This is a genomic window from Bradyrhizobium sp. YCK136, assembly GCF_044570075.1.
Taxonomy (GTDB): Bacteria; Pseudomonadota; Alphaproteobacteria; order Rhizobiales; family Xanthobacteraceae; genus Bradyrhizobium; species Bradyrhizobium diazoefficiens.
The window spans coordinates 5,169,365-5,183,829 of sequence record NZ_CP172424.1; the positions used below are offsets into that span (position 1 = coordinate 5,169,365).

Annotated in this window: 15 protein-coding genes, 1 pseudogene and 1 riboswitch; of the genes and pseudogenes, 4 read left to right on the forward strand and 12 right to left on the reverse strand. The window is 63.5% G+C overall.

The window, feature by feature from the left end; translation table 11 throughout:
* Nucleotides 1–89: 89 nt before the first annotated feature.
* Nucleotides 90–617, reverse strand: a complete 528-nt coding sequence (locus ACFLEY_RS25360; RefSeq protein WP_162185845.1) for a hypothetical protein — start codon at nt 615–617, stop codon at nt 90–92.
* A 478-nt stretch (nt 618–1,095) separates the two neighbouring features.
* Between ACFLEY_RS25360 and ACFLEY_RS25365 the strand changes: the two genes are divergently transcribed.
* The 3 genes from ACFLEY_RS25365 to ACFLEY_RS25375 all read left to right on the forward strand — a co-directional run bounded on the left by ACFLEY_RS25365 (nt 1,096) and on the right by ACFLEY_RS25375 (nt 2,393).
* A complete protein-coding gene (locus ACFLEY_RS25365; RefSeq protein WP_038967980.1) occupies nt 1,096–1,320 on the forward strand; it encodes an AlpA family transcriptional regulator in 225 nt (74 codons plus the stop codon).
* Between the two features lie 37 nt (nt 1,321–1,357).
* Complete coding sequence (locus ACFLEY_RS25370) at nt 1,358–1,807, forward strand: hypothetical protein (protein ID WP_028171484.1); 450 nt, start codon at nt 1,358–1,360, stop codon at nt 1,805–1,807.
* Nucleotides 1,808–2,207: 400 nt separating this feature from the next.
* Nucleotides 2,208–2,393 (forward strand): hypothetical protein, encoded by a 186-nt coding sequence (locus ACFLEY_RS25375; RefSeq protein WP_028171483.1) that lies wholly within the window; start codon nt 2,208–2,210, stop codon nt 2,391–2,393.
* A gap of 103 nt (nt 2,394–2,496) precedes the next feature.
* On the opposite strand, the gene ACFLEY_RS25380 is transcribed toward ACFLEY_RS25375, so the two are convergent.
* The 8 genes and pseudogenes from ACFLEY_RS25380 to ACFLEY_RS25415 form a co-directional block, all read right to left on the reverse strand.
* Nucleotides 2,497–3,561, reverse strand: a complete 1,065-nt coding sequence (locus ACFLEY_RS25380) for an IS630-like element ISRj1 family transposase (RefSeq protein WP_026192128.1) — start codon at nt 3,559–3,561, stop codon at nt 2,497–2,499.
* 568 nt (nt 3,562–4,129) lie between these two features.
* On the reverse strand, nt 4,130–4,711 hold the full coding sequence (locus tag ACFLEY_RS25385) for a hypothetical protein (RefSeq protein WP_060912344.1): 582 nt from the start codon (nt 4,709–4,711) through the stop codon (nt 4,130–4,132).
* A 74-nt stretch (nt 4,712–4,785) separates the two neighbouring features.
* Nucleotides 4,786–7,015: pseudogene (locus tag ACFLEY_RS25390) on the reverse strand (TonB-dependent receptor).
* Nucleotides 7,016–7,128: 113 nt separating this feature from the next.
* Nucleotides 7,129–7,343: riboswitch (cobalamin riboswitch) on the reverse strand.
* A 65-nt stretch (nt 7,344–7,408) separates the two neighbouring features.
* Nucleotides 7,409–7,630, reverse strand: a complete 222-nt coding sequence (locus ACFLEY_RS25395) for a hypothetical protein (RefSeq protein WP_011087535.1) — start codon at nt 7,628–7,630, stop codon at nt 7,409–7,411.
* 87 nt (nt 7,631–7,717) lie between these two features.
* On the reverse strand, nt 7,718–7,975 hold the full coding sequence (locus ACFLEY_RS25400; protein WP_028171829.1) for a hypothetical protein: 258 nt from the start codon (nt 7,973–7,975) through the stop codon (nt 7,718–7,720).
* Between the two features lie 139 nt (nt 7,976–8,114).
* Nucleotides 8,115–8,327, reverse strand: coding sequence for a hypothetical protein (locus ACFLEY_RS25405; protein WP_027548279.1), 213 nt, complete (start codon nt 8,325–8,327; stop codon nt 8,115–8,117).
* 155 nt (nt 8,328–8,482) lie between these two features.
* Complete coding sequence (locus ACFLEY_RS25410) at nt 8,483–8,659, reverse strand: hypothetical protein (RefSeq protein ID WP_166466009.1); 177 nt, start codon at nt 8,657–8,659, stop codon at nt 8,483–8,485.
* A 103-nt stretch (nt 8,660–8,762) separates the two neighbouring features.
* Nucleotides 8,763–10,499 carry an adenylate/guanylate cyclase domain-containing protein gene (locus ACFLEY_RS25415; RefSeq protein ID WP_211433605.1) on the reverse strand — a complete coding sequence of 579 codons (1,737 nt, stop codon included), beginning with the start codon at nt 10,497–10,499 and terminating at the stop codon, nt 8,763–8,765.
* Between the two features lie 325 nt (nt 10,500–10,824).
* Here ACFLEY_RS25415 and ACFLEY_RS25420 point away from each other — a divergent pair, with 325 nt between their 5' ends.
* Nucleotides 10,825–13,011: a lytic transglycosylase domain-containing protein gene (locus tag ACFLEY_RS25420; RefSeq protein WP_038967239.1), complete on the forward strand. Its 2,187-nt coding sequence runs from the start codon at nt 10,825–10,827 to the stop codon at nt 13,009–13,011.
* An 84-nt stretch (nt 13,012–13,095) separates the two neighbouring features.
* Here ACFLEY_RS25420 and ACFLEY_RS25425 read toward each other — a convergent pair whose 3' ends face one another.
* From ACFLEY_RS25425 to ACFLEY_RS25435, 3 genes are read right to left on the reverse strand one after another with little or no spacing between them, the layout of a single operon-like run.
* A complete protein-coding gene (locus ACFLEY_RS25425; RefSeq protein WP_249162915.1) occupies nt 13,096–13,413 on the reverse strand; it encodes a hypothetical protein in 318 nt (105 codons plus the stop codon).
* A 59-nt stretch (nt 13,414–13,472) separates the two neighbouring features.
* On the reverse strand, nt 13,473–13,661 hold the full coding sequence (locus tag ACFLEY_RS25430) for a hypothetical protein (protein ID WP_060912348.1): 189 nt from the start codon (nt 13,659–13,661) through the stop codon (nt 13,473–13,475).
* Nucleotides 13,658–14,029, reverse strand: coding sequence for a hypothetical protein (locus tag ACFLEY_RS25435; protein ID WP_249162916.1), 372 nt, complete (start codon nt 14,027–14,029; stop codon nt 13,658–13,660). Before ACFLEY_RS25435 ends, ACFLEY_RS25430 begins: the two co-directional genes overlap by 4 nt.
* Nucleotides 14,030–14,465: the final 436 nt, after the last annotated feature.

Below are 14,465 nucleotides of genomic sequence, written 5' to 3' on the forward strand. Positions count from 1 at the left end.
ACCCGGAGGAATTTGAAGTGACCCGCGGGGCTCATTGAGCCGGAAGGCAGTCCTGCCGTGAATATTTAGCTAGGGATTATTAGTCCCCCTCACCCAATGCCTTGCTGTTTGCCGCTGCTTGCCTGCTGCTTCAGGAATTCAAATTTCACGTAGCCGACGCTGTTAGGGTTCGGCGGCTCCTCAATTCCGAACAGCAGGTGCGCAGCTCTGAGCGTGTATATCAGGGGCTGATACCTCTCCAGCGGCTCAATGCCACACTCCCGCAGCAGCGCGAAGATCGCTTCCCAGAGCACGCGTTCCGGGTTCTTTTGGTTGGTTGGCGGCTGTTCCAACAATTCACCCAAATCCACATCGGGCCTCAATAAGTACCCAACTCTGCTCCAGCCGTCCTCGATTGCCAGCAGGAGCCGCCCCCATTTTTCGTGCTCGGGAACTTCTTCTTCAGCAACGCTGGTGTCGAACACATGTGGATACCATGGATTGTCGGGCGGATCTTGGTACCATCCGCTGTCGGGCACATCCCTGTCCCGTCCAGCGTTAAATGCTCTGCGGACATTCGGTAGCTGCTGCATCCGGCGGTAGACGACGCTCAGTTTCATCTGGAGATCGTCAAGCAACTCACGAGTCTCCGCAACGGAACGGAACCGCGACACTCTCCAGTATAGGCGCCCGGCCGCCCGGAGCTTGTGCTCAACGTGGCGAGCCACCTCGTCGGTGCGTGTCGGGCGCTCAAATAGATCAGGTTCGGACACAGTTCCCCAATCCGGCCCCACGTAATCGACTATCGCCCCGACTGGGCCGAATGCCTTCAGCACAGTCGCTAGATAAGCGCGTGCTTGCTCTGGATCATCCGTGATCCTTGTTGCTGTCGGCCAGTCCGAACCATGAGGCATTGGGTTGAGGGGTGCAATTTCGGCTAGTTAAATCTTCCACCCGAATGCCCGTTGCTCCATTTGGTTCCGTGTGAGCGCAGACATTGTCATGACGAGGCAGTGGCGCGATGCCGCGGGAACACCTGAGATTCGGATGGTAGCAGGAAATCGACACGGAGCCCAATTGGAGGAGGAAGAACCCACAAGATTCGGTCCTCGACGCATGCTCAACGAAAAGCAGGTTTTGGAGATCATCCCGGTCGGGCGCACCACGCTTTACCGCATGGAGAAGTCCGGCCGCTTCCCCAAATCAACCTACATCAGCCCGAACCGGCGCGTCTGGTTTGAGGACGAGATCATCGCTTGGCAGAACGCGGTTGACGAATTCGATCCGCGTCGGGGGCGGGGCAAAGGAAGGCGCGCGCGCACGATTGTGAACCCGTGCTGATGATTGGGGTTTGTCCGGCCCACGGCGGCCCTCGGCGATGCAGGGCGCGCCGGATGTCTCGGACCTGATCGAGCACGATCGCAAGATCGTCGGGCCGATGCAGCGCTTGCAGTCGCAGGTCTACAACACCGGTGCGCCATCGCTTGCATTCGCAGAAATAGACGCAGCGACCCTTCTGCTCGTGTGGCTGCATTCCGAGGCCATCATCAAACGGCTTGCTGCGGAAATAGACACCGAAGCCGATGACGAGGCGGCGCTGTCGCATGAAACGCGGCAACAGCGCGAAGCCGAGGTGCAGGGCGATCTGCTGGGGGTTGAGCGCGATGAGGCGGCACTGGTGTGGCTGCGCAGCAACGTCTGCTCCCCGGTCGAGCATCGTGCCGACATCTCGCCGCTCGCGCTGCTTGGCGTGCGGCTGGTCACTTCACCGCGCGCTACCGAATTGCGCGAAACATCGCCGGGCGTCGCGGATTTAGTGAAGTTTTAGGGGTTCAGGCGCTATCATTCAGGAGCTTGCGCGTTTTCGGTCGCAATCGGTGTCTCGCAAGCGCACTGGGCATGTCTCGTCCAACATGCATCGCAAAACAATCATCCATTGATGAAGGGTGAACGCGATGCACGCGCTCGAACCCGCCTCGGTGCATGCTCTATCCGAGTTGTTCATCGCCTTAGCCGTCCTCGTTGGCTCCATTTGGCCAAACGGCGTTTTCAAGTAAGCGATTGGGGCGGGCAGCAACGAGCGTTGCCCGCTTCAAGCTAACCGGCCGAAGCCGCCGCGCCGAACGGCCCGAAGGCGGGGGATAACCGCATCCGTCTATTGCTCATCGCTGCAAGGCTCTGCTCGATGCTCGCCGCCTGGACGGGCAGGCTCAAGTGAAGGAAGTACCATGTTCACGCTGATCGGCATTGGCATGATAGTCGTAGTGGTCTTCCTCGCGAACAGAGAGCAGCGCAAGGACACTGGCGGCACCGACGACTACATCCGACATACGCGGCAGGATATCAGAGGGGTGATGTGGCTGCTCGCAGCCGTAGTTGTTATGCTCGGCATCATCGCTGACCGCATCCATTAGATCGCGACCGGCAGGCGACAGCGTCGAGCCCGCAGGAAGGCCGCACAGCGCGCCGCAACAGCAGGGCCGCGCCAGCGGACAGGTGTGAAACTAGTACCCGGAATCAGAGCTGAGTGATACGGCGGCCTTTGAAACGGCGTTGACGGACCTTTTTCTTGGTCCAGACGAAGGGCTCGGCTCTGTCGTTGTATGCGTTGACGTAGGCATCGATGTGTTCCTGAAGCTGCTTGAGGCTCGTGAAGGAGGTGCCGCTGAGCGACTGCCCCTGCAAGATGGAAAACCATACTTCGACCTGATTGAGCCATGACGCACTTGTCGGCGTGAAATGAAATTGCACGTTGGGGTGGGCCTTGAGCCAGTCCTCGTTCTTTTTATGGGTGTTGAGGTTGTCGAGGATGACGTGAAGCTTGCGGTTCGGAAAAGCCGCGGTGACGCTGTTCATGAAATCGAGAAACTCGACGCGGCGCCGGCGTTTTGAATGGGTCGCGATGATCTTTCCGGTGGCGACTTCGAGCGCCGCAAACAATGTTGTGGTGCCATGCCGCTTGTAATCGTGGCTTTGGCCGGTCAAGGCGCGGCCATTGGGCAACTTCAGATAACCCTGCGCTCGCTCCAAAGCCTGGATCGAGGGCTTCTCGTCCACGCACAGCACAATGGCCTTCGCCGGCGGCGCGACATAGAGGCCGACAACATCGGCGGCTTTGGCCGTAAAGTTCGGGTCGTTGCTCTCGCACCAGGACTTGCGAGCCACCAGGTCAATCTTGTGGCTGCGCAGGAACCGCCAGACATATTGGACATCGACATCGCCCAGCGCCTCGGCCAGCAGGGGGCCGGTCCAGCGCGCAAACCCTTGCGGTGGCGGCTTATCCAGCAGCTTCAGAATCCGCTTGTCGGTCGTCTTCGTATAGATCGGCTGCTTGCCAGGCCGCGGCTTGTCTTGCAGCCCTTCAAGGCCATGGTCGGCATAGCGATGCCGCCAAAGGCTGACAATCCGCGGCTGGACCCCAACTTCCTTGGCGATCGACCGGGTGCTGCGCCCATCCGCCGCCAACAGAACTATCCGCGCCCGCTTCAAATCGCGCTGCAACGTCACCGGTGAGCGACAGCACGCCTCAAGCACCTTGCGATCTTTCCTCGAAAGGTGGACTTCTCTTGCTTCGGGTATCATCCCGACCTTGAATCACGACTCACGTTCCAAGAAAAATGGGTACTAGGGCCTAATAGGGCCCGGCAGGTTCGGTCGGCTCGTTCGTTAGCCGGGCAACAACCGAAATATGCCTTTAGTTTCAGGTACTTTCACCGCCTTCAAGAGGCCGGAAAAAGGCCTTGCGGAAAGGACCACACGGTTTTGCCGTACGCACGGCCCGCCATTTCGCCGCAGTTTTCCCAGCCCTGTCGACGGAGCCGGAAACTTACAGGCGAGACGAACCTGACAGCGTCGCTCATCCAGCACGAAGTCCTGGGCTCACGGAGAGCAATCCGCCCTGCCCTTAACTCTCGCGCCCGACGCTGCCGCGTCCACCGCAAGCCCGGCTCGCGAAACGTGACGACACAAGATCGCCCCTCAAGGATGAGCCGGGATGGGCGAGACGTACGCCATTTCCGAATTTCGGCAAAGTGGAATATTTTTGCGCAAGCGGATTGACCGACCGCGGGGGTGTTTTGCCCGTCGGGCAACGCAAGATCTCGTAGCCCGGATTTCACTGCGCTCCCATCCGGGGCTTTCAGAGGGCCGCTCAGGCCGACATCGCGCCCCTGCGCCCGAACGGATCGACCAGGCGGACGATCTCGCAGGCGGCGACGAGGCCGGCGAGCCAGACGGCGCCGGTCAGTCCAATCCGCGCCACGATGGCCGCGGTGAAGGCGCCCTCTCCGCCGAGGACCGGCGTCGCAGCGAGCAGCACGAGCTCATAGGCCGCGTAGGCGAGGACGAATGTGATCGCCAGCATCAGGGGCGTGCGGCCATGCGCCAGCGCACGGAGCGCGGCGGACGAGGCCGCGGTCGCGACGAGTGCAGCAGCGCCAATGACAAAGCCCCAGGCGATCGTGCTGCCGGCAACGGGATAGTGCAGCACGCCGAAGCCGATGCTCTGGTTCACGAGCCACGCGCCGCTGACGACGAGCAGTGCCGGCCGCAGCGGCAACATCGCGGCCGCGACGACCGCGAAGGCCGCAAAGGGCGTTGCGCAGGCGAGCGCAAGACTTGCGAGCGCGCATGACACCGCCAGCAGCGCAAAGCAGAACATCGATGCAAGGCGCGGCGCGACCGGATGGAGCCGGAAACGGTCGGCGTGAGGCGGCAGGGTGCTGAGAGCCATGAGTAATCTCCTTCTTTTCGAATTCTAGTCCATTCGGGAGCCTATGACAGCCCCCGTCGCGATCAGAGCCTTGATCAGAATTTGGCGCCGGCCTTGAGCAGATAGGTGCGGCCCGGCAGCGGATAGGCACTGAAGCGGCCGTCCGTGAAGGTGCTTGCGATCGCATAGTCGTAGTAGAGCGCGTTCAGCACGTTGTTGACGCTCAAAGACCAGAAGTAGCGCTCGTACTGACCGCTGAGCTTGAGGTCGATCGTGCCATTGGCTGGGATCGGCCGCTGTGTTCCCGCCTGGTCATTGTCCATGCGCCGCTCGCTCCAGAAGCGCGCGGTGGCGTCGAGCACCACATAGTTCTGCCAGATGTTCCAAGTGACGCCTGCACTCGCGGTGTAGCGCGACACCAGCGGCACGTCGTTGCCGGCCCAGACGCCCTCGCGAAACACGGCCCTTGTATAGGCCATGCCGGAGCGCAGGAGCAGAGAGTCGTTGACGCGATAGGACAGACTGGTCTCCGAGCCGTAACGGCGGGTCGGATCGAGGTTGGTGTTGTAGAACAGGATCGGACTGAAGTGGATCTCGTTGGCGAGGTCCATCAGATAGAGGCTGCTCTGCAATTGCAGCCCGCCTCCCTTGATGCGCAGCCCGCCCTCGACATCCTGCGAGGTCTGGGTCTTGAGCCGGAAGGTCTGCGGCAGCGGATTGAAGAAGGGGTCGAATGAAGGGCCCGACGACACACGCTCATCGACATCCGGCGTGCGGAATGCGCGCGCAGCGCGGCCGAACAGCGAGACGATGTCATTGAGGCGATGCTCGACCCCGAGGTGCAGCGCGTATTGGGTCTCGTCGCTCCTGAGCGGGAGCGCGCCGATGTCGGTGTTGAACGGAGCGGCGACGTCAAAATTGTCTCGCGCCGAGAGACTGACGCTCTGCCCGCACGCCATAGGAGACGTCAGTCGCCGGCGCCACACCCAATGCGTGCTGAAAATAGCCCGCAACCGTCTGCTGCCTGAGATCGTAATTGTGCCAGGGCGCGAGCCCCTGGCCGGCGCCGCGGTTCTGCTGAAAGCTCGCATCGTAATAATCGAGGCCGGTCAGCAGTTGCGACGGCATCCCCAGCAGCAAGCCCTTCACGCTGAGCCGCGGCGTGATCGACCATGTCGTCAGATCGGCATCGACATAGGTGGACGTGAACAACGCGGGAACCGGCGCCGGGCCGGAGAAGAACGCGCCCTGCTGCTTCTTGTCGCGCACGCCGCCGTCCACGATCAGATCGATGCCGTTGGCCAGGGTCTTCGTGAAGCCGGCTGTCGCGCTGAAGCCCTGCTGGTTGGCGTAGTTGAAGGGTGTGCTGGTGCCCCGTCGGTTGGTCGCGAGCTCGTCGACGCCGATGGACGGATCGACGGTGCGGCCGCCCGGCAATCGCAGCTCCTGATTGTCGCCGGTAACGGTGACGAAAGCAGTCAGGTCTGATGTCGTGTAGTTCAGGTTGCCGACGCCATTCTCCTGGACAAGGCGATTGTTGTCGCGGTAGCCGTCTGTCTTGACGGCATTGCCGTAGAACGAGGTCGACCACGGACCGGAATTGAGCGACGTCGAGACATTGCCAAGCCTGGTGTCGAACGAGCCGAAGCCGGCCTCGATGCGCGCGGCAACGGGCGGCCCGCCGACGCCGTTCCTGGTGACGATGTTGATCACGCCGCCGACCGCATTGTCCCCATAGAGCACCGCGCCGGCATTGCCGCGCGTGATCTCGATACGCTCAATGGAATTGAGCGGGACAGTGGAGAGGTCCACCTGCGCGATGTCGATGTCGTTCAGCCGCCGCCCGTTGATCAGCACCAGCGAATTGGCAGTGGCAAACGCGCCGAAGCCGCGCAGGTCGACGCTGGTCTTCGCGCCGATCTGGCCGCCATAGAGCGTCGTGATCTGGGCACCCGGGACTTGCGTCGCGATGATCTCGGCAAGCGTCTGCGAGGGCGCATGTGCGATATCCGCGGCCGTGATGACGGTCGTGGCGGCCCCGACGATGCCTCCGTTGCTGGCGACCGCCTCGCCGCCGGAGCCGGACGAGCCGGCGCCATTGCCTGCCGGCGCTCCACTCGGGGCTCGCCGCCTCGTCGTGTCGCCGTCGCCGATCGCCCTGGCGCGCGTGCGGTTCTGATCGTCGGGCCTGGTCACTTCGACCGGCGGCAGCTGCTCGGCGGCGGCTTGCTGCGCGAAAGCTGCGGGGAGATCGATCGCATGGAGGAAAACGGCAGCAACGATACCGGCGCGAAGGCGCCTGGCGGCAGAGACAATACGGGACACAGTTGTAACCTCGGCATGACGTCAGTGGCACGTCACAGCGAACGAGGCTTTACGGCGGAGCAATCGATTGCTCCGGTGAAGCTAATGCCTGTACTCCCCGACCGACATCTTCGCGTGTGACCACGGCTGACGGCAGGTCTCCTGGCTCGCGGGTCGTTACCTTACGTCGCCTTCCCAGGACCGAGATTCCCAGTGGCATATGACGAAAGATTCACCGCTTACAGTTGCGGGGGCAGCCGTGGCGTTGGGACAATCCCGGCGTTGGGACAATCTCGCACCACGTTCCCTTTTGATCTCCGTGCGGAGAACCGTCACCGATCAATCTACGAGGCGGCCGTACGGAGAGTCAATCGACCGGTTGAACGATGAGCTGCAAACGCGAGGCAAACACAATCAGTCAGGCTTCCGCACCGCGCGCGTCGTGACCACCGCCCGCTCTCCGGCATCGACAAGCTGGCCGATGCCGGTTCGGCCCGCGAGCGCGCAGCGGACGATGTTCTCGGCGACCGACCTGCGGAACCCATGATCCTCGCCCCTGGGCCGATTGCGGCAAATCCGATCCAGCGCCAGCTTCATGTTGATCCGTGTACGGGTGTCGAAATGCGCGCTGATCATTCGCCTGGCCTCGATACGTGATGTTGGGGCGGAAACGTCCGACGATCGCCCGGGTTCCGACACGGGATCGCGCAATAGAGCGGCCGCCTACGCCCGCCCTCTCTGGCGCTGTGCCTGAGCCCAGGCCACCGTGACGTCGCGCGGCGGGATGTCGATGCGCCGGATCGGCGTCAATTCGCCCGAGGCGGAGATGATCGCGGTCTCCTCGCGGCGACAGCGCGGACACACGAAGCGGACCTCGCTCGGGGACGTCGACCAGCTCGAGCGTTTGACGTTGGCCGCCATCGGCCACGCGTCGCACTGCGAGCACGACACCAGAAACCGGCCGGGATCGAGCATACCCATTCCATCCGACTCCGCGTCCTGCCTGCTCCTACCAATGATTATGTCAGGTGAATCGTTCCGGTGCCCCGACACCGTCAACCCCTCAATGCCCAAGGGGCCCGGCGATCCGGCCCTCAGGCTTTTGCAAACCGCTGGCCGATCAGTGCGCGCCCTTGAGCGTGCAGGACGTGGTGCAGGTGACCGTGTTGCCATGGTCGCACGCCTTGCAGGCGGCCACGCACTGGTTCATGTCGCGGGGGTTGTAGGAGCTGTAGTTCCGCACCGGGCAGGCTGCGGTCGAGCCGGTGATGTCCTGTTCCTGGTTGCAGGCCGCTGTCATGAGCGCGAGGATGAGGACCGCAAGCAGACGCATGGGATTGCCCCGAAAAAGCACCGGCAAAGCAACATCAGCGAGACACGCTGCATTGCAGCGAGTCCCGGCATTCCCACTGCGAGCCATCGCGAATCGCGACGCTCGCTCCCGTCAAAGGATGCGTGCCAAATGTTAAGAACGGATTGCAGCCGCCTTCAGGCCGCAGCGCTGGTCGCGACCGCAGCCCGCGTCTCGCGCGCAAGCTGATAATAGTGCTCGGCGAGCTTGAGATAGAATTCGCGCTTGGTGCTGTCGGTGGCGAGCTTGGCGATCAGCTCGCATTCGGCCGTGAGCGTCTCGAACCGTTCCAGCCTGTCCTCAAGTTCTGTCATCGGCGTGTCCCCATCAAACGCCTCAAGGACGATCAACCTAAGCCTGGGAAATAGGTCACGGCGAACATCGTTATCGAGTAGAAACAATTTTTCCCGCGGCGGCTTACTTCTGCTCCAGCCGCCAGGCACCGTCCCACCTCTCGTCCGGCGGATTGACCTCGAACTGCGCGATGCGGGCGAGCAGCGCGCGCGAGGGACCGTCGCCGGGGACGGCTTCGAGCGCCGCGTTGAAGGCGGCGCGGGCCTCGTCGAAGCGGCGGGCGCGATAGGCGGCAAGACCTTCGGCATAGTGCGTGCGCAAGCTGTCCTGCGCGGCGGTGAGCACGCCGGCCCTCGCCATCACCTCGAAGATCGCCTGGGGCGCGCTCTGGCCGGCGACCGCGAGACGATCGATCTCGCGCAATTCGAGGCGCTCACCGACCGCATCCGCCGTCGCCTGCGAGATCAGGATACGGGTGCCGTAGACCTTGTTGACGGCCTCGAGCCGCGAAGCGAGGTTCACGGCATCGCCCATCACGGTGAAGCTCATCATCAGCTCGGAGCCGATGCTGCCGGTGAGGACCTCGCCGGTGGCGATGCCGATGCGCAGGTCGCAGGGCACGGGCATGGCGCGGATGCCGAGCAGATCGGGCAATTGCTTCTGCAGCGCGGGCACCTGGTCGGCCATGTCGATGGCGGCACAGCCGGCAAGGAGTGCCGGCTCATCCTCCTCGATGAAGGGCGGGCCCCAATAGGCCATGATGGCATCGCCGATATATTTGTCGATGACGCCGCGATTGCTCCTGATCGGGGCCGACATCACCGTAAAATAGTGGTTCATCACCTTGACGAGGCCGCGCGGGGTCATGCCCTCACTCATCGAGGTGAAGCCGCTCATGTCGCAGAACATGATGGTCATCACCCGGCGCTGGCCGTCGATGGCGACCTCGGGCCGTTCGATCAGGCCCTGCACCACCTTGGGATCGATGTAGCGGCCAAACGTCTCGCGGATGCGCTCGTTGTGGCGCAACTGCTCGATCATGCGGTTGAAGGCGGCCGCGAGCTCGCCGATCTCGTCCTGGGTCGAGACGGCGATGGTCTTGTCGAACCGCCCGGCCTCGACCTCGCGGGTGCCGGCCAGCAACAACCGCACCGGCCGCGTGATGCCGCCGGACACCAGCAGAGCGAAGGCAAATCCGACGATCGCGGCGAGCAGGGTCACGATGCCCGACACGATGATGGCCTGGCGCTGGTGGCTCATCACCTGCGATGTCGAAGCGAAGACCTGTGTCAGCATGTCGGCGCGGATCGCATCGAACTTCCGATTGAACTGGTCGCGGATGGCGTCGATATGTTCCAGCGTGCCGCGGGCTTCTGCCATCTGCTTGGCGTCGACCTGCTTGAGCAGCTTTGCGTGGTCCTCGTTCAGGTCGCGGCGCAGCTCGGTGACGGCAGTCTCGATGCGGATCTCGATCCGCGCCAGCGCGGCATTGTCGGACGGCGTCCTCGGGTCGTCGATGATCGCGTTGATGAGCTTGCGTGCGCCCTCGGCCTCCTCCTCGATCTTGCGGTCCGCTTCCTCGAACTCGCGCAGGCGCGCCGCATAGGCCTCCTCGTCCGAGGACGCCTGCATCTTCATCATGACCATGCGCCGCAGCGCCACCGACCGCTCCAGCGAGCGGATATTGGCGCGCGCCAGATCGCCATAGGCCGGGATGTAGCGGTTGGTCAGCTCGTCCAGGAGGACGCCGACCTGGCTCGACATCACCATCGACAGGATCGAGGTGACCAGCATCAGGACGATCAATCCGAGGGCGATGCCGACGATCTTGCGTCGGATCGACTGGTTGAAAATCGGCATAGGTGCGGGGCAAAGGCTGAAAGGACGGGTCAGGGAACTCAATACACCGGATTTCAGCCCGGGAATACGCGCAATCTGGCCCTTCACGGCGCCCTGGACCGTGCGCAACCGTCGCCGGAGCCTTATTCGTTAACAAAGGTTAAAGGGCCTATTCTATTCCCCGTTGCAAGAGTTCCCGCCTTCCATCCGTATTTTGCCGCATTGTTGCGACAGCGTGACAAATGCGAAACGATGCCGTGGCATCGTTTTCGGCGTCACTTTGATTCTCGAGCCGCATGTCGTCGCGGACTTTGGTTTGTACTGGTTTCGCAGGGGGGACCACGGAATGAACCAGTGCCTACGCTCGCTCGCGTGTGTCGTTGCCGTGGCCGCCTTGGCTCTCCTTCCGACGGAGCTGGCGGCGAAAAGCAGTCACAAACCGTCCGCGTCGAAGAAGACGCATGAGGCGAAAGCCGGCAAGCAGCGCCACGCCGCGGCGAAATCGCGCCATGGCAAGCACGCCGAGGCGAAGCGCAAGCCGAAGAAGCAGGACGACGAGCCGTCAGACAAGCCGGCAGCGCCGCCGCTGACCGGCGACCTCGCCGCGCTGAAGGACGCGATCGATCTCGCGCGCAAGGGCAAGACCGATGACGCGAGCGCGGCGCGCGACCGCATCGCTGATCCCGCCGGGCAGAAGCTCGCCGACTGGTTCATGCTGCGCCATTCCGAGAGTACCGCGAATTTCAAGCGCTATGCCGCCTTCCTCGCCGCCAATCCTGACTGGCCGAGCAGCGCGCTTTTGCGCCGGCGCGCCGAGGCGCGGCTGTGGCAGGAGAAGACCGACGCGGCCACCGTGCACAAATTCACCATGGACCGCCCGAGCAGCGCCAAGGGCAAGTTCGCGCTCGCCCGCGTGCTGCTCACTGAAGGCGACAGCGACAGGGCCGCGCGGCTCGTCCGCGAGGCCTGGCGCACGGACGAATTGTCGGAGCGCAGCGAGGAAGATTCCTACGAGGCGTTCCGCGATCTCCTCACCGCGGACGACCACCGCGCCCGCATGGACAAGCGGCTCGGCGCCAAGGACTATGCCGGCGCAAGGCGCGCGGCAAAACGGCTCGGCGAGGATGCGCTCGCGATCGTCAAGGCCTGCGCCGCCGTCACCGGCAAGGCCAACAAGGCCAAGGACTATCTCGATGACGTTTCGACCGAGGCGCGCCGCGATCTCGGCTATGTGCTGTGCCGCGCGCAATGGCATCTCCAGAAGGACCGCATCGACGATGCGGCCGAGGTGATTTTGGCCGCCGCACCCGACGCCATGGCGGCGCAGGACACCGACGCCTGGTGGCGCGAGCGCCGTTTGCTCGCGCGAAAACTGCTCGACCAGGGCAAGTTCAAGACCGCTTACGACGTGGTGCGAGCGGCGGCCGTGCCGGCGATGGAGGTCTACCGCGTCGACTACCACTTCATGTGCGGCTGGATCGCGCTGCGCTATCTCGACGATCCCAGGACGGCGATGATGCACTTCGCCGCGATCGACGAAGGCTCGGCCAATCCACTCGCGCTGTCGCGCGCCCATTACTGGCGCGGCCGTGCCGCGGAAGCGATGGGGGCGCCGGCCGATGCGCGCCAGAGCTATCAAGCGGCGGCGCGCTACCCGACCGCCTATTACGGTCAGCTCGCCCGCGCCAAGCTCGGCCTCGACCGCATCGAGCTGCGCCCGCCCTCGCCCGTGCTGGCCGCAGCCGACCCGCAAGCCCTGGACGAGCGCGTGCGCGCGGCCGACATGCTCTATGGCATCGGCGAGCGCGACACGGTGTTCTACTACGCCGAGGATCTTGCCAAGGAGAGCACCGACGTCGCCGCGCTCGAAGGCCTCGGCGAGCTGGCCGGACAGCGCAACGATGCCCGCGTGATGCTGGAGGTGGGCAAGTCGGCGCTGGCGCGCGGGCTCGCGCTCGACCATTACGCCTTCCCGACCATCGGCATTCCCGAGCACAAGCAGGTCGCACCCGCGATCGAGACCAGCGTGATCTATTCGGTGGCGCGCACCGAAAGCTCGTTCGACCAGCGCGACAGGTCGGCTGCCAACGCGGTCGGGCTGATGCAGGTAACGCCGGAAGCGGGCCGCGACACCGCAAAGCGCTTCGGCCTGACCTATGACTGGGACAGGATGGTCTCCGATCCCGTCTACAACACGCAGATGGGGGCGGCCGAGCTCAGCGCGCTGCTGTCGGAATATCGCGGCAACCAGATCATGACGTTCGCCGGCTACAATGCCGGCCGCGGCCGCGTGCGCGAATGGGTGCAGGCGCGCGGCGACCCCAGGGATCCCAAGGTCGATCCGGTCGACTGGGTCGAGCGCATCCCGCTGTCGGAGACGCGCAATTACGTCCAGCGTGTGATCGAGAACGTGCTGGTCTACCGCGCGCGGTTCGAGAGCAGCGGCATGGTCGCCGCGAAATCCGAGCAGCGCGTCACGACGCAGGAAGTGAGCGCGGCACCAACGGTATCGGCCGCAGCCCCCTCGCCCTAGCCTCGCGACCGCCGGGGCTGGACGCGGCGCGGGGCTTGACGCGGTGACTGCGGCCGACGACTCTGCGCGGCCTGCGTCGTTCAGCTAGCCGTCACCTCCTTCCGTGGTCAGAAGGTCGTGGGCGCGCAGATATGCCTCGGTCAGCGAGCGCGAGAGCGCGCCCATCTGCATCATCCAGCTCCAGCTCGAGATCGCCGCCAGCACCGCGATCACTTCGAGCGAGCTGCGGTAGGGCCACAGCAGTTCCATGGCGGTCTGCTGATCTCGACGGTAGCAATCCTGGTCGCAATAACGCTCTTGCTTGGACACGTGCCGGACGTAGCTCGAACCCAGCGGCCGGGCGCACGCGCTGCAGACGGCGCCGTGGCAGGGACGTTCCTGATTGACGAGCATGAATCGCAATGCCGTGTCCTCTCCTGCCGGCAGGCGTACCCGCCGATGCGTCTCGTTCGCCTGTCTGCTCAAGACGCCGCGCGCGTACGTTCCTCGATCAACGGTGCCCTTTCATGCTGAAGCGCGTAGCATTCGTAGCCGCAGTAGGGCAGCAGCGTCCTGACATCGCGCAAGTAGCTGCCGCTGATCTCCTCGCAGCACCATAGGCAGAACGTCTTGCGGAAAGGGGTTCGGCCGTTCACCAGTATGAACCTCACGTGGCACCTCCGAGCGCGAAGCAGTAGACCGTGTCGACCAGCGACGCGGACGGCGGCGGGGCGCAAAGATGGTTGCGGCCGTCGGGATTATCCCTGTTTCGTTCCACCTTCTGGGACGGAATGAGGATGTACTTCCCGTCTTCCCGGCGCCGTGCGTAGATCCTGCCTTCGACGTACCGTACCTCTGTCGGATAGCAATCCGCGCTGTTGCAGCAACTCAGCACCGGATTGTCGGACATGTGCCAGTTCGAATAGAACTTCTCGTGCAGGAGCTGATCCTGGGGCGGATGATGACGATGCGCACCACCCTGTCCAAACTCCTCGGCCTCCACGCCGGTCATCGACGGAAGCGACAGCGCGATCGTCAAGAGGAGCTTGCAAGCACGGTTCAGCACACAGCCTCCCGTTCAGAATTGCGGAATTCACGCCGCCTGAAATCGAAACAACCATCGGCGGTCGCGCTCGCGGCGCGCCCTGAAGCGATCGAGACACTTTCTGGAGCACAGCGGCGTTCGCCAGGAATAATATCGGATCAGGCCAAACTTGCCGTTGCAGACAGCGCAGCCCTTTACATCATGACCGCGCTCGGAGTGTTCAGGCCTATCGCACATCATGCTCTCCTCCTGTCTCTCATGATCGTGGCTGCGCTCGTACGCTGGTGCACGGCCATCCACGCTCGTTTTTTGAAAATGCGGCCTCTCAATCACGACCCGCCAATCATGCGGCAACTCGGGGCAACGGACGCAGAGCTTGGTTCTATGAGCAGCACATCGCGCAAATCGCTGGCTTGTGCCTTGCACATCG

Excerpts from the sequence above, each read along its gene's own strand:
- ACFLEY_RS25365 (WP_038967980.1), top strand. The coding sequence starts at position 1,096 with ATGCTCAACGAAAAGCAGGTTTTGGAGATCATCCCGGTCGGGCGCACC.
- ACFLEY_RS25370 (WP_028171484.1), top strand. The coding sequence starts at position 1,358 with ATGCAGGGCGCGCCGGATGTCTCGGACCTGATCGAGCACGATCGCAAG.
- ACFLEY_RS25375 (WP_028171483.1), top strand. The coding sequence starts at position 2,208 with ATGTTCACGCTGATCGGCATTGGCATGATAGTCGTAGTGGTCTTCCTC.
- ACFLEY_RS25380 (WP_026192128.1), bottom strand. The coding sequence starts at position 3,561 with ATGATACCCGAAGCAAGAGAAGTCCACCTTTCGAGGAAAGATCGCAAG.
- ACFLEY_RS25385 (WP_060912344.1), bottom strand. The coding sequence starts at position 4,711 with ATGGCTCTCAGCACCCTGCCGCCTCACGCCGACCGTTTCCGGCTCCAT.
- ACFLEY_RS25395 (WP_011087535.1), bottom strand. The coding sequence starts at position 7,630 with ATGATCAGCGCGCATTTCGACACCCGTACACGGATCAACATGAAGCTG.
- ACFLEY_RS25400 (WP_028171829.1), bottom strand. The coding sequence starts at position 7,975 with ATGGGTATGCTCGATCCCGGCCGGTTTCTGGTGTCGTGCTCGCAGTGC.
- ACFLEY_RS25405 (WP_027548279.1), bottom strand. The coding sequence starts at position 8,327 with ATGCGTCTGCTTGCGGTCCTCATCCTCGCGCTCATGACAGCGGCCTGC.
- ACFLEY_RS25410 (WP_166466009.1), bottom strand. The coding sequence starts at position 8,659 with ATGACAGAACTTGAGGACAGGCTGGAACGGTTCGAGACGCTCACGGCC.
- ACFLEY_RS25415 (WP_211433605.1), bottom strand. The coding sequence starts at position 10,499 with ATGCCGATTTTCAACCAGTCGATCCGACGCAAGATCGTCGGCATCGCC.
- ACFLEY_RS25420 (WP_038967239.1), top strand. The coding sequence starts at position 10,825 with ATGAACCAGTGCCTACGCTCGCTCGCGTGTGTCGTTGCCGTGGCCGCC.